At 72.6% G+C, this 18,079-nt stretch carries 16 protein-coding genes; 10 read left to right on the top strand and 6 right to left on the bottom strand.

All coding sequences use genetic code 11. From position 1 onward, the window contains the following. From LW587_RS16710 to LW587_RS16670, 9 genes are all read left to right on the top strand, one after another. On the top strand, positions 1–1,533 hold a 1,533-nt coding region (locus tag LW587_RS16710; protein WP_232630727.1), incomplete at its 5' end, for a GspE/PulE family protein. Positions 1,534–1,544: 11 nt separating this feature from the next. Further along, complete coding sequence (locus LW587_RS16705) at positions 1,545–2,654, top strand: PilN domain-containing protein (protein ID WP_232630726.1); 1,110 nt, start codon at positions 1,545–1,547, stop codon at positions 2,652–2,654. Further along, positions 2,651–3,226 carry a type II secretion system protein GspM gene (gspM, locus tag LW587_RS16700; RefSeq protein WP_232630725.1) on the top strand — a complete coding sequence of 192 codons (576 nt, stop codon included), beginning with the start codon at positions 2,651–2,653 and terminating at the stop codon, positions 3,224–3,226. Before LW587_RS16705 ends, gspM begins: the two co-directional genes overlap by 4 nt. After that, complete coding sequence (locus LW587_RS16695) at positions 3,223–3,870, top strand: hypothetical protein (protein ID WP_232630724.1); 648 nt, start codon at positions 3,223–3,225, stop codon at positions 3,868–3,870. Before gspM ends, LW587_RS16695 begins: the two co-directional genes overlap by 4 nt. Before the next feature lie 208 nt (positions 3,871–4,078). Then, entirely contained in the window at positions 4,079–6,514 is a 2,436-nt protein-coding gene (gene gspD, locus LW587_RS16690; RefSeq protein ID WP_232630723.1) for a type II secretion system secretin GspD, read from the top strand. A gap of 4 nt (positions 6,515–6,518) precedes the next feature. After that, positions 6,519–7,100: a prepilin peptidase gene (locus tag LW587_RS16685; protein WP_232630722.1), complete on the top strand. Its 582-nt coding sequence runs from the start codon at positions 6,519–6,521 to the stop codon at positions 7,098–7,100. Next, positions 7,100–8,311 (top strand): type II secretion system F family protein, encoded by a 1,212-nt coding sequence (locus LW587_RS16680; RefSeq protein WP_232630721.1) that lies wholly within the window; start codon positions 7,100–7,102, stop codon positions 8,309–8,311. The genes LW587_RS16685 and LW587_RS16680 overlap by 1 nt, the downstream gene beginning before the upstream one ends. 19 nt (positions 8,312–8,330) lie before the next feature. Then, positions 8,331–8,774, top strand: a complete 444-nt coding sequence (gspG, locus tag LW587_RS16675; RefSeq protein ID WP_232630720.1) for a type II secretion system major pseudopilin GspG — start codon at positions 8,331–8,333, stop codon at positions 8,772–8,774. An 11-nt stretch (positions 8,775–8,785) separates the two neighbouring features. Next, entirely contained in the window at positions 8,786–9,232 is a 447-nt protein-coding gene (locus tag LW587_RS16670) for a prepilin-type N-terminal cleavage/methylation domain-containing protein (protein ID WP_232630719.1), read from the top strand. A 6-nt stretch (positions 9,233–9,238) separates the two neighbouring features. On the opposite strand, the gene LW587_RS16665 is transcribed toward LW587_RS16670, so the two are convergent. The 6 genes from LW587_RS16665 to LW587_RS16640 form a co-directional block, all read right to left on the bottom strand. Continuing rightward, positions 9,239–9,535: a hypothetical protein gene (locus LW587_RS16665; RefSeq protein WP_232630718.1), complete on the bottom strand. Its 297-nt coding sequence runs from the start codon at positions 9,533–9,535 to the stop codon at positions 9,239–9,241. A 591-nt stretch (positions 9,536–10,126) separates the two neighbouring features. Beyond that, positions 10,127–11,329 carry a pyridoxal phosphate-dependent aminotransferase gene (locus tag LW587_RS16660; protein ID WP_232630717.1) on the bottom strand — a complete coding sequence of 401 codons (1,203 nt, stop codon included), beginning with the start codon at positions 11,327–11,329 and terminating at the stop codon, positions 10,127–10,129. Positions 11,330–11,454: 125 nt separating this feature from the next. Next, positions 11,455–12,435: a calcium-binding protein gene (locus LW587_RS16655; RefSeq protein ID WP_232630716.1), complete on the bottom strand. Its 981-nt coding sequence runs from the start codon at positions 12,433–12,435 to the stop codon at positions 11,455–11,457. 87 nt (positions 12,436–12,522) lie between these two features. Next, positions 12,523–14,367 (bottom strand): CHASE2 domain-containing protein, encoded by a 1,845-nt coding sequence (locus LW587_RS16650; RefSeq protein ID WP_232630715.1) that lies wholly within the window; start codon positions 14,365–14,367, stop codon positions 12,523–12,525. Further along, the gene (locus LW587_RS16645; protein ID WP_232630714.1) at positions 14,367–14,888 is read right to left on the bottom strand and encodes a FecR domain-containing protein; all 522 of its coding nucleotides are present in this window, start codon (positions 14,886–14,888) and stop codon (positions 14,367–14,369) included. The genes LW587_RS16650 and LW587_RS16645 overlap by 1 nt, the downstream gene beginning before the upstream one ends. A gap of 1 nt (position 14,889) precedes the next feature. Next, entirely contained in the window at positions 14,890–15,606 is a 717-nt protein-coding gene (locus LW587_RS16640) for a Crp/Fnr family transcriptional regulator (RefSeq protein WP_232630713.1), read from the bottom strand. Between the two features lie 484 nt (positions 15,607–16,090). On the opposite strand from LW587_RS16640, the gene LW587_RS16635 reads away from it, so the two are divergent. Beyond that, positions 16,091–18,073 (top strand): acyl CoA:acetate/3-ketoacid CoA transferase, encoded by a 1,983-nt coding sequence (locus LW587_RS16635; protein ID WP_232630712.1) that lies wholly within the window; start codon positions 16,091–16,093, stop codon positions 18,071–18,073. Positions 18,074–18,079: the final 6 nt, after the last annotated feature.

The following is an 18,079-nucleotide window of genomic DNA, read 5'->3' as shown; positions in this document are numbered from 1 at the left end:
CTGCCGGCCGGCGACCTCGCCGACGCGGTCGCGGCCTTCCACGGCCTGCCCCGGGCCGAGCCCGGGCGGATCGCCGGCCTGCCCCATCTCCTCGACGGGTTGTCCCGGCGCTTCCTGCGCGAGGCCTTCCTCTATCCCGTCTCCGAGGCCGGACGCCCGCTCCTCCTCGTCGCCGACCCTTCGCTGGCCGAGCCGATCCAGGCCGCGCGCCTCGCGCTCGGCGGGGCGGTGCCCCTGGCGGTGCTGTCCTTCGAGGAGATCGAGGCGCTGTTCGCGCGCGGCGGCGCCGAGGCCGCGCCCGTCGCCGAGGACGTCCCGGCCGAGATCGCGCTGTCCGACGACGTCGAGACGCTCCAGGACCTCGCCCGCGGGGCGCCGATCGTGCGGGCGATCGACGCGATGCTGGAACGCGCCGTCGAGCAGGGCGCCACCGACATCCATATCGAGACCGGGCGCGAGGATCTGCGCGTCCGCTTCCGCATCGACGGGCACCTTCGCGCGCAACAGACGCTGGCCAAGCATATGGCCCCGGCCATCCTGTCACGCGTAAAAATCCTGGCGGGGCTCGACATCGCCGAGCGGCGCCTGCCGCAGGACGGGCGCACCAACGTCCGGGTCGGCCATCAGGAGGCGGATCTGCGCGTCGCCGTGATGCCGACCCTCTACGGCGAGACCGCGGTGCTGCGCATCCTGCTCAAGGACACGCGGCTCCTGGAATTCAAGCGCATCGGCATGTCGGCCCCCGATCAGGCCGCGATGGAGCGGCTGCTCGCCGAGCCGCACGGCATCCTGATCGTCACGGGGCCGACGGGTTCGGGCAAGACCACGACCCTCGCCACCGCGATCTCGATGCTGAACGACCCCTCGCGCAAAATCGTCACCGTGGAGGACCCGGTCGAGTACCAGCTGCCGGGCATCCACCAGACGCAGGTGAAGCCGCAGATCGGGCTGACCTTCGCGACCGCGCTCCGCTCGTTCCTGCGCCACGACCCCGACGTCATCATGGTCGGCGAGATGCGCGACCGGGAGACCGCGGCGATCGGCATTCAGGCCGCGCTCACCGGCCACCTCGTGCTCACGACGCTCCACACCAACACCGCCGCCGACGCGGTGGTGCGGCTCGCCGATATGGGCGTCGAGCCGTATCTGATCGCGGCAAGCTTACGCGGCGTGCTCGGCCAGCGGCTGGTGCGGCGGCTCTGCGAGAAATGCCGGGTGCCCGATCCCAGCGCTGTGGACGCCGCGGCCGAGCTCTGCGCCCGGCGCGGTACGCCCGCGCCGGAGCGGCGCGACTTCTTCAAGGCGGGCGGCTGCCCGCATTGCGGCGGCACCGGCTATCGCGGCCGGGTCGGCGTGTTCGAGGTGCTGACGGTCACGGCCGCGCTCGAACCGCTGGTGCGGCGCGAGCCCGATCCGGCCCGCATCCTGGCGGCGGCGCGGGCCGCCGGCATGACCACCATGCTCGACGACGGCATCACCAAGGCGGGGCAGGGTCTCACCTCCCTCGACGAGGTGATGCGGATCACCGGCTAGAGGGGCGGGCGGTGGCGGCCACCTTGCGACGGGCCAAGGCCGAGGTCGCCGCGCAGGCCGCGGCGCTGAAGGCGCGCCTCGGCGGCTCGCCCCTCGGCCGCAGGGTCGGGGCCGCCATCGGGCTGTTGCTCGACGCCCTCACGGCGGCGCTGGAGCCGCGGGTCGGGCGCTTCCTCGACCGCAGCCGGCGCATCGCGGTCGCGGAGGCGGACGGGCTCGCCCTCTACGAGGTGCGCGACGGGCGCGTGCGCGGGCTCGGCCCGCTCGGTGCGACGGCGCCCGAGGGGTTTGCCGGGCGGTCCCTGGAGCTGCGTCTCCCGCCGGACAAGTTCCTGGCGCGGACCCTGCGCCTGCCCGATGCGGGCCGCGATTATCTCGGCCCGATCCTCGCCCATCGGCTGGAGCGCCTGACGCCCTGGCGGCCCGAGGCGGTGCTCTACGGCTACGCCGTGCCGGAGCCGGCCGGGCCCGATGGCACCCTCGCGGTCGACCTGCTCGCCACCTCCGCCGACCTCGTCGCGCCCCATCTCGACGCCCTGGCGGCGGCGGGCCTGACGCCCACGGCGATCGGCAGCGCCGCCACGCCGCTCGCGGCGCCGCTGGCGATCGACCTCGCCCGCGGCCGCCCCGGTGCCGGGGTGGCGAGCCCCCTGCGCCGGCGGGTCGCCCGGGGGGCGGTGCTGGTCTTCGCGCTTCTCGGGCCGGCCTGCCTCGCCGCCACCTTGCTCGCGGCCTCCGCCGAGGCCGAGCGGGCCGAGGTGGAGGCCCATCTCGCGGCCCTGCGCACCCGTCTCGCCGCCCGGACCGGAAGCACGGGCGGGCGCGAGGCGGGGTTGATCGCGGCCAAGACGCCCGAGACCAGCAGCCTCGTCCTGATCGACCGCCTCAGCGCGGCCCTCCCGGACGGCACGGTGCTGCGCGAACTCGATGCCGATGGCGGCAAGGTTCGCCTCATCGGCCGCTCGGACGATGCCGCCGCCCTGATCGGCCTGCTCGAAGGGCAGGGCGGGCTCACCGCCGTGCGCTTCGCCGCCCCCGTGATCCGCGACGCCGAGCGCCGCGAGGCCTTCGACATCGTCGCCGGCCGGGCCCAGGGCCCGCAGCGGGAGGCCGGACGATGAGCCGTCCCTCGAGCGAGACCGCCCGGCGCTGGCTCGGCCCCGCCGCCCTCGCGGTCTTCGTCGGCCTGCCGCTGCTGCTGGCGGCCGGGACGGTGAGCCAGGTTCTAGCGTGGCAGGAGGCCGCCGCCGCGACGGAGGAGGCCCGCGCCCGGATTGCCGGAATCGAGCCGCGCATCCGCCGCCTCGCCGCGGAGCGCAGCGCCCGGAATGCCGAAGGGGCCGAGGCACCGTCGTCCGTCTACCTCGACGCCGCCGCCCCGGGCCTCGCCCGGGCCGAGCTGCAGCGCCGGCTCAGCGCCCTGATCGACCGGGCCGGCGGGCGCCTGATCGAGACCCGCGGCGAGGACGAGGCCGATGACGGCCGCAGCGTGCTGCTGCGGGCGAGCCTCGACATCGACCATGACGGGCTGTTCGCGCTGCTGGCCGCCGTCGAGGCCGGGATGCCGCTCCTCACCGTCGAGGCCATCACGATCCGCACCCAGCAGGCCGGGCGCGGCGTCGGCGAGGAGCCGCATCCGGGCCTGCGGGTCGCGCTCGCCGTGCGCGGTCACCGCCGGGAGGGCCGCTCGTGAGACCGCGGATCGCGCGCCTCGTGGTCCTTTCCGCGATCCCGGCCTTTGCCGCGCCCGGCCTTGCCGGAAGTCCGTTCGGCGGGCCGGCCCGGATGCACCCGCCGGAGGTCCTGCGGCGGGTGCAGGCCGCGCCGCCCTTAATGGAGGCCGCGCCGCCCTTGGTGGAGGCCGCGCCGCCATCGGTGGAGGCGGATCCCGCCCTGCACCCCGCGCCGCCCGAGCCGGGCCTTCCCCACGTGGCGGTCGCGCCCTCGGCCAACCCCTTGAGCCGGATGGCGCTGCAGGATCTCGGCGCCTTCCGGCAGCGCCCGCTCTTCGCGCCCTTGCGCCGCCGCCCCGATCCGCCCGCGGCCGTCGCGCCGCCGCTCCCGGCCGAGGCGCCGCCGGAAAGCCCGCCGCCGGACCTGCGCCTCGTCGGGATCGTCGCGGGCGTCGACCGGGCGGTGGCGCTCGTCAGCCGGCACGAGGGGGGCTCGACGAGCCTGCGGGTCGGCGATCCGGTCGAGTCCTGGCGGGTCGATCAGATCGCCCCGGACCGGATCGTGCTGCGCGAGGGCGCGCGCGCCCACACCTACCGCCTGTTCGCCCCGCCGCCCGCGGCGGGCGGACGACCGCCGGTCGAGGCAACCGGGCGGGCCCCCTGAAGCCCTCCGGTGGTCTCCGGGGCGAACGGGGTGCGGGAAATGTACCGGTATCGGTTCATCAATGCTCGGATGGTTAATCCGAATTGACCATTTTGTGTGTCATAACGAGCACTCGGGGGTCGAAAGCGCTCAAGGGTCGAAAGGCTCGCGTGGGCAGGATCGATCTGGGTCGATAAGCTTCTGATCCGCGGTCTCTTCCGAGTTCCCGATGCACCCGCTCCGGCGCGCCTTGATCTCCTCCCTGCTCCTGGTGCTGGGCTGCGTCATGCCGGCCTCGAGCCAGACGCTGCCGCGCACCGGCCTGACCGGGCCGGAGGTCGCCATGGATCTCACCGCCCGGGACGGCGCGCGGTCCGGGCGCGCCGCCGCGCCCCGCCCGGCGGCGGATGCCGTCACCCGCCCGGCGCGGGGCGTGGGGCGCAGCCGCTATTTCGGCCCCGACGACGTGGACGGCACCGCGGGCACCGGTCTCGGCGAGTCCGCGGAGGCGGTCGAGATCGGCGGCGGACCGGCGCCGGATGCGGCGAACGGGGGCGGCTTCCGCCTCAACTTCGAGCGGGCCGAGATCAAGGACGTCGTCCACGCCATCCTCTCCGACACGCTCGGCCTCAACTACACCATGGGCGCCGACGTCTCGGGCCAGATCACGATCTCCTCGCCCCGGCCGCTCTCGCGCACCGAACTCCTCGGTGCGCTGGAGAGCGTGCTCGCCGGCCAGGGCTTCTCGATGAGTCGGGCCGGCGCCGGGTATCGCATCGTGCCGGCGGCGGCCAGCCTCGGCAGCGTCAGCCTCGGATCGGGCGGGCCCGGCTACGGCGTCTCGGTGGTGCCGCTGCGCTACGTCTCGGCGACGACGATGTCCAAGCTCGTCTCCGGCTTCGTGGCCGATGCCGACGGCCTGCGCTTCGATGCCACCCGCAACACCATGATCGTCAAGGGCCCGGGCCCGAAGCGGCAGGAGGCGGTGAGTGCGATCCTCGCCTTCGACGCCGACTGGATGCGCGGCCAAACCGTGAGCCTGTTCGAGCTGAAGCGGGCGCGGCCCGAGGCGGTGGTGGCCGAGCTGACCCAGCTGTTCGATACGGGCGAGAACGGGTCGGGCCAGGGGCTGATCCAGTTCAAGCCGATCGGGCGCCTGCGCGCCGTGCTGGCGACCTCGAAGAATGCCGGCCTCCTGCGCCGCGCGGAAGGGTTCGTGCGCGAGCTCGACGGCACGGCGGAGGCCGCCGAGGAGACGGTGTTCGTCTACAAGGCCCGCTACCGCAACGCCGTGGAACTCGCCCGCGTCGTCAACAACTTGTTCGGCGGCGGGGGCGGCGGGATGACGAACGGGCTCGGCACCGGCCCCTCCGCCGGGCTCGGCGGCGCCCGCTCCGGCCTCTCGGGCCAGAACGGCGCGGGCGGCCTGGGAGGGGGGCTCGGTGGAGGGCTCGGTGGGGCCTTGGGCGGCGGAGCCGATGGCGGGCTCTCGTCCGGCGCTACCGGCCTCGGCGGCGCGGGGTCGGGAGGCATGGGCGCGGGCGGCGGCGGGCTCAACCAGAACGGCGGCAACGGCGCGGATCTGCTCAAGGCCCGCTTCGCCTCGGCCTTCGGCGATCAGGCCGGCCAGGGCGGCGGCTACGGCGAGAGTGGCGGCATGATGGGCGGGGGCAGCCTCGACCTGACCCAGCGCTCGGGTTCGGGGGCCCGGCGGGTCTCGATCAGCGCCGACCCGGCCCAGAACGCGGTCGTGACCTACACCGACGGCGAGACCTACCGGAAGATCCACGCGGCCCTGCAGCGGCTCGACGCGACCCCGGTCCAGGTCGCGGTCAACGTCACCATCGCCGAGGTGCGGCTGAACGACCAGCTCAAATACGGCGTCCAGTACTTCCTCGATTCGAACCGGATCGGTCTCGACAAGAACCGCGGCTCGATCGGTCTCCTCAGCGCCGCCGCCGGATTGGGCGGGGGCGCGATGAACAAGCTGACCCCCGGCGGCGCCGGCTTCAACTTCCTCGTCGGCGGCTATTCCGGACCGGACGTGGTGATCTCGGCGCTGGACGGCTTCACCGACGTGAAGATCCTGTCCTCGCCCTCGCTCGTCGTGCTGGAGAACCAAGCCGCCACGCTTCAGGTCGGCGACACCGTGCCGATCACCACGGCCCAGGCGACCAGCGTGGCCGTGCCCGGGGCGCCCCTCGTCAATCAGGTCGAGATGCGCGACACCGGCATCATCCTCAACGTGATCCCCCGGATCGGCCAGAACGGCGCGGTGACGATGCAGGTGGAGCAGGAGATCTCCGCCGTCGCCGACACGATCAAGACCCTCACCCCCACCATCTCGAAGCGGCGGGTCGCGAGCACGATCTCGGTGCCCAACGGCCAGACGGTGCTCCTCGCCGGCCTGATCCAGGAGCGCAACAAGCGCGGGCGCGACGGCATCCCGTTCCTGAGCCGGCTGGCGAATGTGGGCGAGCTGTTCTCCTCCACCGACAACGAGGCCGAGCGCACCGAGCTCGTCGTGTTCATCCGCCCCGTCGTGGTGCGCACGGGCCGCGACGCGCAGCGGGTGGCGGAGGAGTATCGCGGCCAGCTCTACGACGCCGCCGCGCGCCGCGGCGGGCGGGCGGGCGGGCCCCGCCCCGCGGTCGTGAAGCCGTGACGCCATGGCCCGGCCCGTCACCGCGGACGATCACGGTCCGGCCTGCCTGATCGTGGCGGGCCTCGGTTCGCTCGCTCCCCTGCTCCTCGGCACCGGCCCGGCGGGGCTCGCCCCCGCCGCCCTCGCCCTCGTCCTGCTCGCCGGGCGCATCGCCTGGCAGGACCTGACCGACTTCACCATCCCCGACAGCGCGACGCTGGCTCTGGCACTGGTCGGGGTGGCGTGGCGGGTGGCGGCGGCCGGCGAGGCGGGCGAGGGCCTGCCCTCCACCTTCGCCCTGCTCGGCCTCGACGCGCTCCTGTGCGGCGGCGCCCTGTGGGTGCTGCGGGAGATCTATTATCGCCGCCGCGGACAGGACGGGATCGGGCTCGGCGACGTGAAGCTCGCCGCCGCCGGCGGGATCCTGGTCGGGACGGGCGGCTTCGCGTGGTGCCTGCTCGGGGCGAGCCTCGTCGGCATCGTCCTGCTGCTCGGACGCCGCGCGCTCGCGGTCCCCGGCGTCGAGACCATCGAGGCGCGGCTGGCCTTCGGCGCGGTGCTGGCGCCCGCCCTGGTGCTCGGCTGGCTCGCGGCCCTCTTCGCCTGATGCCCGCGTTCGAGTACCAGGCCCTCGACGCGTCCGGAAAGCTCCTCTCGGGCACGATGGAGGCCGAGACCCGTGCCGAGGTGATGGCCCAGCTCGACCGCAGCGGCTGGACCCCGATCGCGGCGACGCTCCGGCCCGCGGCGGCGGGGCGCGCCTGGCGCGATCTCCTGACGCCGGAGCCGCGCCCGGACGAGATCACCGCCCTGACGCTCGATCTCGCCATGCTGCTCAAGGGCGGCGTGGCCCTCAACGAGGCGCTGGCGATCCTCGTCCAGATGGAGAGCAAGCGCTGGCTCGTGGCGGTGCTGCGCGAACTCCACGCGGCCCTCTCGCACGGCAAGAGCCTGTCCCAAGCGCTGGCCGAGCATCCGCGCCTGTTCCCGCCGATCTACGTGAAGATGGTCGAGGTCGCCGAGACCGCGGGCCGCCTGGAGGAGGCGCTCACCGCGCTCGCCACCGAGCGCCAGCGGGGCGAGCGGCTGAGGAAGCGCTTCGTCTCGGCGATCGCCTACCCGCTCTTCCTCGTCGCCGCCGCGGTGGCGGTGCTGTTCTTCGTGATGATCTACCTGATCCCGAAATTCGAGGTGGCGCTGCAGGGGTTCCGCGAGCGGATCGACCCGAGCGCGCTCGTGGTGTTCAACATGTCGGCCTTCCTCAACCGCAACCTCGACGCGGTGGTGATCGGCATGGCCGCGGCCCTCGGGGCGGCCATGCTGGTGAACCGTTTCGGGCGCGAGCGCGGCCTCTGGCTACGCCTGATCGCGGCCCTGCCGGTCACCCGAACGGTGCTGGCGCACGAACTCACCGTCACCTTCTGCCGCACCCTCGCCATCCTGGTGCGCAACGGAGTCGACATCTCCACGGGCCTGCGCCTCCTGCGCGGCGTGGTCCGCCTGCCGGGGGCCGCCGCCGAGATCGACCGGGTGACCGCCGAGGTGCGCCAGGGCCGGCGCCTGTCCGAGGCGCTGTCCCGGGGCAAGCTGTTTCCGCGCCACGTGGTGCAGATGCTGCGCGTCGGCGAGGAGGCGGGCGACCTCGCCGACAGTGCAAGCCGCGTCGCCGTGTTCTACGAGGTCAAGCTCGACGCGGCCCTCGGCCGAGTCATCGCCGTGGTCGGTCCGGCGGTGATGGTTCTGGTGAGCGTGCTGATCGCGTGGCTGATCATCTCGGTGATGACCGCGCTGATGAGCATCAACGACATGCTGATGTGAGAGGTCTCAAGGTCCGTCCATGTCCCGCTTTCCCGCCGTCCTCCGCCGCGACCGGTCCGGCCCCCGCGACCCCCGCGGCGGCTTCACCCTGGTCGAGCTCCTCGTCGTGCTCGTGATCCTCGGCCTCGTCATGGGGCTCGCCGGTCCCCGCGTGCTCGGCTATCTCGGCAGTTCTCGCGAAAAGACCGCCCGGCTCCAGATCGAGTCCTTCTCCTCGGCCCTGGACCTCTACTTCCTCGACAACGGCCGCTATCCCTCCACCAGCGAGGGCCTCGACGCCCTGGTGCGGCGCCCGCCCGCGGCGGAGGCCTGGAGCGGGCCCTATCTGAAGCAGGCGAACGTGCCCGCCGACCCCTGGGGCCGCCCCTACGAGTACCGCGCGCCGGGCAAGGCGGGCCCCTACGCCATCGTCTCGCTCGGCGCCGACGGCCAGCGCGGCCCCGGCATGATCGGCAAGGAATAGGCGCGCCCCCCATGACCGCAGGGCGGACCCGGGCGCGCGACGGCTTCACGCTGATCGAGGCGCTCGTCGCCTTCGCGGTCGTGGCCGCGATCAGCCTCGTCGTGCAGCGCGGGCTGATTCAGTCGCGGGTGGGCTGGGCGGCGATCGAGGACCGCAGCGCGGCGGAGCGGCTCGCCCGCTCCCTGCTGGCGGAGCCCCTGACCCCGGCCGCGGTCGCCGCCGGCGCGCGGGAGGGCGTCACCGACGGACGGCGCTGGCGCATCGCCCTCGAGAGCCTCGATTTGCCGCTGCCCGCCCTGCCGGGGGAGCCCGGCGCGGAGGCCGCCCCGCCGGCCCAGGAGGAGGGCCCGCGCTGGCGTCCCCTGCGGGTGCGCATCGCGGTCACGACCGTGCGGGGTCGGCCCGTCGAGGTCGAGACCGTCCGGCTCGCGCCGTTCCCTGCCGGGGGGACGCCGTAAGGCGGGTCAGCCGGCGAGCCGGGCGTGGGCGACGCCGATCTCCTGCTCGACATGGGACAGGAGGTAGGTGATCCGGTCCAGGTCGAGATCGGCCTCGACGAGGCGCCGGCGCAGGTCGCTCTCGTAGGCGAACGGATCCCCGCGCCGCGGGCCCGGCAGGAGGCGCAGCAGCATCGGGCTGGTGATCTCCTTGCGCACCAGGCCGCGGTGGTTGGCGAGGCGGCGGAGCGAATTCACCAGGTCTTCCAGCTTGCTTTCCGGCAGGTACTGGCGGGCGGCGATGCGGTGGGCGGGGCGGGCCATGACGGGTGCGGTCTCTCGGGACGTTCCTCCGACAGGCTATCCGGGGAGGCCCCTCGGTTCCTTTCAGAAAACGCCTCGAATTGTCCGGATTTCTTTGACCCGTCCGTCACCCTTCGCCCAGCCCAGCCCAGCCCAGCCCAGCCCAGCCCAGCCCAGCCCAGCCCAGCCCAGCCCAGCCCAGCCCAGCCCAGGCCCGCCGGACGGCCGATGCATGCAGGCCGTCGCGGCCGGCAAGGAGCCAAGAGTGGGGGCCAAGACTGGGGGACCAAGACAGGCCGGCGAGGCCAGCAAGACAGGTGGGCCATGCGCCGAGGTCGCGGTTCCTGTTCCCCGCGCTCCCGACACGCCTGCAGCGACTCGGCCCACTGAGCCTCACAGGAATGGCGCAGAGAACTGGTCCGCACCGCCCCGTCACTACCGGCCCCGCCGCCACGCCGGCCCGAGAGGGCTCGCGAAACCATCGGGCGCATCGGCCACGGGGAGGGCCGATGTAGAGGGTGGCGCCGCCGCGGGCAACCGTCGCCGCGGCGGCGTTTCGCCATGGGGGGCTCGGTGGGGGCTCGGTGGGGGGCTCTGTGGAGCCTCCCGGAGCTACCGCAGAGCGCCGCAGAAGCGCTGGATGCGGCGGCAGGCCTCTTCCAGGGTCTTGTTGGAGGTGGCGTAGGAGATGCGCAGGTTGGGACCCAAGCCGAAGGCCGAGCCGTGGACCGCGGCGACGCCCTCGGCCTGGAGGAGTTCGGTCACGAAATCCTCGTCGGTCTCGATCGTCTTGCCGCTCTCGGTCCTGCGGCCGATCAGCTCGGCACAGGACGGGTAGACGTAGAAGGCGCCCTCCGGCGTCGGGCATTTCAGGCCGTTCGACTGGTTGAGCATCGAGACCACGAGGTCGCGCCGCTCCTGGAAGGCCGCCTTGAAGCGGGCGAGGTGCTCCTGCGTGCCGTCGAGCGCGGCCACCGCGGCCCATTGCGAGATCGAGGAGGCGCCCGAGGTCTGCTGGCCCTGGACGAAATCCATCGCCTTGATGAGGGGCTCCGGGCCCGCGGCGTAGCCGATGCGCCAGCCGGTCATCGCATAGGCCTTGGAGACGCCGTTCATGGTGAGCGTGCGCTCGTAGAGGCCGGGCTCGACCTGGGCCGGGGTGACGAACGCGAAGTCGCCGTAGGTCAGGTGCTCGTACATGTCGTCGGTGAGCACCCAGACATGGGGATGGCGCATCAGCACGTCGGTGACCGCCCTCAGCTCGTCGCGGGTATAGGCCGCGCCCGAGGGGTTCGAGGGCGAGTTGAGGATGATCCACTTGGTCTTCGGGGTGATCGCCCGCTCGAGGTCCGCCGCCTGGAGCTTGAAGTCGTGGGCCATGTCGGTCTCGACGAAGACCGGCGTGCCGCCGCACAGCACCACCATCTCCGGGTAGGACACCCAGTAGGGGCGCGGGACGATGACCTCGTCGCCCGGGTTCAGGGTGGCGAGCAGGGCGTTGTAGATGACGTGCTTGCCGCCGGTGCCGACGATGGTCTGCGAGACCTTGTAGTCGAGCCCGTTCTCGCGCTTGAACTTCTTCACGATCGCCTCGCGCAGCGGCACGATGCCGGAGACGGGCGGGTACTTGGTCTCGCCGCGGCGGATCGCCTCGATCGCCGCCTCCTTGATGTGGTCGGGCGTATCGAAATCCGGCTCGCCGACGGAGAGGCTGATCACGTCGACGCCCGAGGCTTTCAGCTCCCGCGCCTTCTGCGTCATCGCGATGGTCGCGGACGGCTTTACGCGGGAGAGGGCGTCGGCGAGAAAGCCCATGGTGGGTCTCCGGGGGTTCCAACAGAGTGCTGGCCCGGGACCTCCGGGCCTCGCGGCTCTCGTAATCCCGCACTGCGGGAGCGACAAGGCCGGGGACCGCGAAGCAGCCCCGGCCCTGGCATGTTCTACACCACGAAGAAGTCGGCGGCCGACAGGCTGTTCAGCACGCCGGGCTGCCCGATATCGAGATCGACCACCGCCACGGCGGCCTGCGAGCCCGAGCCGTCGGCGTCGTAGTAGACGATGCCGTTCCAGGCCGAGACGATGATGCGGTCGTCGGCGTCGAGGCCGGTTGGCCTCGCGGTCTCGACGATCTTGAAGGCGTCCGCAGCGAGCTCCCCCCGCTCCAGGGCGGTGAAGATCGCGTCGTCGAGGTGGATCACGTCGTCGACGGGGCGGAAATCGGTGATCTGATCGACGCTCGTGTTGCTGCCGGTGGTCTGGGTGTTGAACAGGAAGGTGTCGTTGCCGGTGCCGCCGGTCATCACGTCGCGGCCCAATCCGCCCATGATCAGGTCGTGGCCGCCCGCCCCGTTCAGAGTGTCGTTGCCGGCGCCGCCCTCGATCCGGTTGTTCGCGCTCGATCCGGTGAGGCGGTCGTCGAACAGGCCGCCCTTGATGTTCTCGATCGAGACCAGGGTGTCGGTGCCGATGGAGTGGAACTCCATGCCGGAATTGACCCGGTAGATCGCCTCCTCCTGCCGGGCGGTGCCGTTGGCCAGGTTCGCGATCACCTGCCCGTAGAACTCCGAGTAATCGACGGTGTCGATTCCGGTGCCGCCGTCCATCCGGTCGTTGCCGTTGAGGTCGCGGAAGGTGTCGTTGTCGGCACCGCCATACATGCGGTCGTCGCCCCAGCCGCCGAGCAGGGTGTCGTTGCCCCCGTCGCCGAACAACACGTCGTTGTGGTTGCCGCCGTCGAGGGTGTCGTTGCCGGCGCCGCCGTAGAGCCGGTCGTCGCCGTTGCCGCCGTAGAGGTGATCTCTGTCGCCCAGGCCGAACAGGCGATCCTTGCCCTCCAGGCCGTAGATGTAGTCCCGGGCGCTGGTGCCGGTCAGCTCGTCGTCCCTGAAGAACCAGTTCTGGTCGCCGTTGATCGTCGCCATGATCGCCTCCTGTGCTCGCCGGTGCCCGATGGCCGGGTCCGTGAGAGAGACCATGGCCCCCGGAGCGCGCCTCTTCCGTGATCCAGGTCACACAGGCGCGGACGGGCCGACGGCCGCGATCAGGAGCACGTCGAGGGGGGCCTGCCGGCCGCGGATCGGCACGCGCTTGGGACGGGCGGGGCGCGGCAGGGGCGCGGCCTCGCGCCGTGCCGCGAACAGGGCGGCGGAGAGGACCATCGGCACGCCCTCGGTCTTGGCGATATCGAGCAGGCGGCTGGCCGTGTTCACGGTGTCGCCGGTCGCGGTGATGTGCTGGTTGCGAGCGCCGCCCAGGCGCGACAGCACCAGTGGCCCGGCATGGGCGCCGACCCGCACGCCCGCGGGCGCCAGGCCCGGCTGCGCCCGCAGCCAGGTGGCGAGGCCGTCGGCCAGCGCCATCGCGGCGGCGATCGCCCGGTCGGCATCGTCGGGGCGAGCGTCGGGCAGGCCGAACAGGGCCATCGCGCCGTCGCCCATGAAGCTCGTCACCGCGCCGCCGCGCTCGGTCACCGCGGCCTCGACGCGCTCGTGCATCTGCTTCAGCATCGCCCTCGTCCGGGCCGGCCCGAGCCCCTCGCTCGCCGCGGTGAAGCCCGACAGGTCGAGGAACAGCACGCAGGCCTCCCGCTCCACCGGAACGGCGAGAAAACCCGGATCGGCCGCGAGCCGCCCGGCCACGGCGGGCGGCAGGAAGGCCAGGAGATCGTCCCGCGCCGCCGCCAGCCGTCGCTCCCGCATCCGGTCGAGCAGGAGCCGGGCCGCCAGAGCCGGCGCGAGGGGCGCGAGCGCCGCGAGCGGCAGGGCCATCGACAGCCAGATTCCGTGGGCGAACAGGATCGTTGCAGCGGCGAGGAAGCCCGCGAGCGGCAGGGCGGCCAGAGCGAGGCCGAGGCCGACCCGCGGAAGGGCCAGGGCGAGCAGCATCAGGACCGGCAAAGCCAGGGTGACCGTCGCATCCGTCCGGCGGATCGTGGAATCGCGCCGCAGGGCATCGCCATGCAGGAGATGCGCGAGCCCGGTCGCCAGCACCTCGACGCCGGGCAGGACCGGATCGAACGGCGAGCCGAACCGGTCGCCGCTGCCGAGGGCGGTGGCGCCGACGACGACCACCTTGCCGCGCAGCCGCGCGTCCGCCGCGCCGGCCAGCAGGGGGGCGGCGCTCACTGTGGCCACACTGCCCTGCGGCCCGTAATAGCGCAGCGCCAGGGCCGCGCCGCGATCGAGCGGCGCGGCGGTGCCGCCGAGGCGCACCCGGTCGGCCGCGAGGTCCGGCCGGTGCCCGGTGGCGCGCGCGGCCGCCCGCAGGGGCAGGCTCTGCAGGAGCGCGCCCTCCGCCGCCACGAGGAGCGGGATGTGCCGGGGCGTGCCGCCAGGATCGGTCGCGACGTTGACGAGGCCGGATTCCGCCGCCGCGCGCAGGAGAGCGGTGGGCCGCGCCACCCGTTCGGCCACGGGAAGCCCGGTCAGGGGGCCGAGGGCGGCCTGCGATTCCGGGCCGTCCCGGGGAAACGAGGCCGCCATGGCCGTCACGGCGGGCAGGTCGGCCAGGGCCGCGGCCAGCGCCGCGTCGGCCTCGGGCGGTCCGGGATCGAGGAACAGCACATCGAGGGCGACCGCCCGCGGCGCGAGCGGCTTCAGGGCGCGCAGCAGTCGCGCCACGACGGCGCGCGGCAGCGGATAGGCCCCGGCCTGCGCCACCGTGGCCTCGTCGATGGCCACGATCACCACATCGTCCGGCGCCGGACGCGGCCCGGCGATCAGGAAGCGCAGATCCGCGAGCACCGCCTCCGCCCGGTCGAGGGGCGAGGCCTCGCCGGCGAGATGCGGCCGGCACAGCCAGAGCCCGAACCCCAGCGAGGCCGCGATCGCCAGGGCCGTCAGGGCGTGGCGCATCAGCGCCCGAAGCGGGCCAGCAGGTGCAAGCGCCGCTCCCGCGACCAGCGTTTCACGGCCGGCAGGGCGCCGCCCTCGGCGCCGACATCGATCCCGTCGCCCGCCCGCAGCAGAGCCGTCTCCCGCCCGCCCGGGCGGGCGACCGCGACCGTGCCCGCCTCGACGAAGACGGCGGTGGCGCCCGCCCCGGCATCGATCGCCCAGGTCGTGCCGCGCACCGAGGCGACGGCATGGGGCGTTCGCACCTGGAAGCCGGAGCGACGGGGCGCGCTCTCGATCAGGAGGGCCTTGCCGTCGAGCTCGACCGCCTCCGGGCGCCCGTCGCGGTTGGCGTCGATCAGCCGGTAGGTCGCGCCCTTCTCGGCACTGATCGTCAGGCCGCCGGGACAGTCGAGCACCTCCCGCGGCGGGTCGGTGAAGAGGCTCACCCGGCAGCCGTCGCGGGTCTGGGCCTGCGCCGTCCCCCCGACCCCGACCGCGACGCCGAGGAGCGCCCCGAATCCGACGCGAAATCCACCCATGTCACCCTCCCGCCTGGGCCCGTCGGGCCAGTTCGTCCCGATCGAGAATCCGGATGCGCCCACGCCCCAGGGCGATCAGCCCCGTCCGCTTCCAGGCCTGGAGCTGGCGGTTCACGCTCTCGCGCGCCGCTCCCACGAACAGGGCCAGCTCCTCCTGCGAGACCGCGATCTCGCTGCCGTAATCCTCGCACAGGCCGGCGAGGCGGCGGAGGAGCCGCTGCTCCAGGGGCAGGAAGGCGGCCTCCTCCGCCCGCCGGCTCAGCCAGCGGATGCGGGCGCACAGGAACTCGACGAGCCGGATCGCGATCGCCGGCTGCCGCTCGATCAGGACGAGGAGGTCGCGCCGCAGGATCGCGAACAATTCGGTCGCCTCCGCCGCGACCGCCGTCGCGGTGCGGGGCTCGCCATCGAGGAGCGCCACCTCGCCGAACACGTCGCCGGGGCCCAGCAAGTTGAGGGTCGTGCTGCGCCCGTCCCTCGTCTCGGCCACGATCCGCACCTGCCCGCGGCGGATCGCGTAGAGGGCGTCGCCCGGGTCGCCCTTGTGGAACAGGGTCTGGCCCGCCTCCAGCCGGCGCGTCACGCACAGGGTCGCCAGCGCCGCGACCGCCTCCGCCCCGAGACTGGCGAAGAACGGGTTGACGGCGAGCAGCCGCGCGAGGTCGCGCGGTGGCCCCGCCGCGGCGGGCGAGGGCGGGCTGAGAGTCGGGGCGCGCATGGTCCGGCCTCCCGGGCGTCGGGGATCGTCGCGAATCAAGGCGCGCGATGACCGCCGAACCGAAGCCTAACCGCGCGCGCGCGTCCGTGACACGGCTCACAGACAGGGGACCCGCGCGGCAGTCCTGGCCCGTCGCCTGGCCCGTCGCCTGGCCCGTTGCCTGGCCCTTTGCCCAGCCCTTGCCCGGCTCTTGCCCCAGCCCTTGCCGAATCCCGCCGCAGCCCAATTTTTCTCACGGGGACACGAAGAGTTTTTCAGGCGTGCCCCAGCACAGTTTCGCGCTATCTTGTCAAGCAAGACATGCAGTTTCTTGCAGTGCCGCACTTCTTTGATGCACTGCAGTGACAAATGCATGCAATATTCAATCGACCATGCGGGCCGGACATCGTCCGGGGCCGCGGGTCTTCGATCACGGGATGGCGGACACGGCGAGCGGCGGAACAACCGCCCCGCCGCACCGGAGGAAGCGAGGATGGCGGGCGCGATGAAGAAGAACAAGGTCATCACGGCCGAGGAAGCGATCGCGCTGATCCGCGAGAACGATGTCCTGACGACGACGGGCTTCGTCCAGAGCTGCATCCCCGAGGCGCTGCACGCGGCCCTGGAGGCGCGCTTCGTCGAGACCGGGAGCCCGCGCGGCCTCACCCTCATCATGACGGCGGGCGCGGGCGATTCGAAGGGGCTCGGCACCGGCCGCCTGCACCATGACGGGCTGCTGTCGCGGGTCATCGCCGCCAATTTCGGGCGCATGCCCAAGGTCGCGCAGGCCGCGCAAAATAACCTGATCCGCGGCTACAACCTGCCCCAGGGCGTCATCTCGCAGCTCTACCGCGCCTGTGCCGCCGGTCAGCCGGGCCTGTTCTCCAAGGTGGGGCTGAAGACCTACGTCGATCCGCGCCACGGCGGCGCCAAGGTCAACGATCTGACCACCGACGACATCGTCAAGCTGGTCGAGGTCGATGGCGAGGAGTGGCTGTTCTACACCGCCACCAAGATCGACGTGGCCTTCATCCGCGCCACCTCGGCCGACCCGTCGGGCAACCTCTCCTTCGAGAAGGAGGCGCTGACCCTCGACTGCCTCGCCCAGGCGATGGCGGCGCGCAACAACGGCGGCATCGTCATCGCCCAGGTCGAGCGCATCGTCGATGACGGCTTCCTGCTGCCGAAGGATGTGCGGGTGCCCGGCATCCTCGTCGATTGCGTGGTGCTGGCCGAGCCCGAGATGCACCGCATGAACTACGGCGTGATGCACGACCCCGCCCTCGCCGGGCAGATCCGCGTGCCCGTCACCGGCATCAAGCGGATGCCCCTCAACGAGCGCAAGATCATCGCCCGCCGCGCCGCCTTCGAGCTGCCGCCCAACGGCGTGGTCAACCTCGGCGTCGGGGCGCCCGAAGGCATCTCCTCCGTCGCGAACGAAGAAAAAATCACCCCCTACATCACCCTGACGACGGAGGCCGGGGCGGTCGGCGGCGTGCTGGCCTCGGGGTCGAGCTTCGGCGCGGCTACGAATGCCGACTGCATCATCGACCAGAACCAGATGTTCGACTTCTACGACGGCGGCGGCCTCGACATGACCTGCCTCGGCATGGCCGAGTGCGACGGCGCCGGCAACGTCAACACCTCGAAGTTCGGCGGCAAGCTCAACGGCTGCGGCGGCTTCATCAACATCTCGCAGAACGCCCGCTCGGTCGTCTTCGCCGGCACCTTCACGGCGGGCGGCCTGGAGATCGCCGTCCAGGACGGGCAGGTGAAGATCGTCAAGGAGGGACGGGCCCGCAAGTTCGTCACCCAGGTCCAGCAGAACACCTTCTCCGGTCCCTACGCGGTCGAGCGCTCCCAGCCGGTGATCTACGTGACCGAGCGCTGCGTCTTCCAGCTGACGCCCGAGGGGCTCGAGCTGATCGAGGTCGCCCCCGGCATCGATGTCGAGCGCGACATCCTCGCCCACATGGATTTCGCGCCCGTGGTGCGCAATCCGGTGCCGATGGACGCCCGCATTTTTCGCGATGAGCCGATGGAGTTGCTCTCCGATCTGCTGAACCTCGATCTCAAGTCGCGCGTCAGCTACGACGGCGAGCGCAACATCCTCTTCATCAACCTCGAAGGCTGGTATTGCCGGGTGAAGAGCGACATGGACGAATTGCGCCTGACCATCGTCGAGGCCTGCCGCAAGGCCGGCCAGCGGGTCAACGCCGTGATCAACCACGACGGATTCCGGCTCAACGAGAACCTGTTCGACGACTATGCCGGGATGATCCAGTACCTCCAGGCGAATTACTACGGCACCACCACCCGTTACGCGACCAGCGCGTTCCTGCGTCTCAAGATGGAGGAGGCCCTGACCAAGCGCGGCGTCGCCCCCCACGTCTTCGAGCGCAAGGAGGAGGCCCAGGCCTTCCTCGGCACCACCGAGGACAAGCGGGCCCGCAAGCAGATCTCGCCGGCGGTGGCGTCGGCGGCGTGAGCTGAC

Source organism: Methylobacterium sp. Leaf118, from assembly GCF_920984675.1.
Lineage (GTDB): Bacteria > Pseudomonadota > Alphaproteobacteria > Rhizobiales > Beijerinckiaceae > Methylobacterium.
Note: the sequence above shows the minus strand (reverse complement) of the source record. Positions and strands in the feature narration are given on the sequence as shown.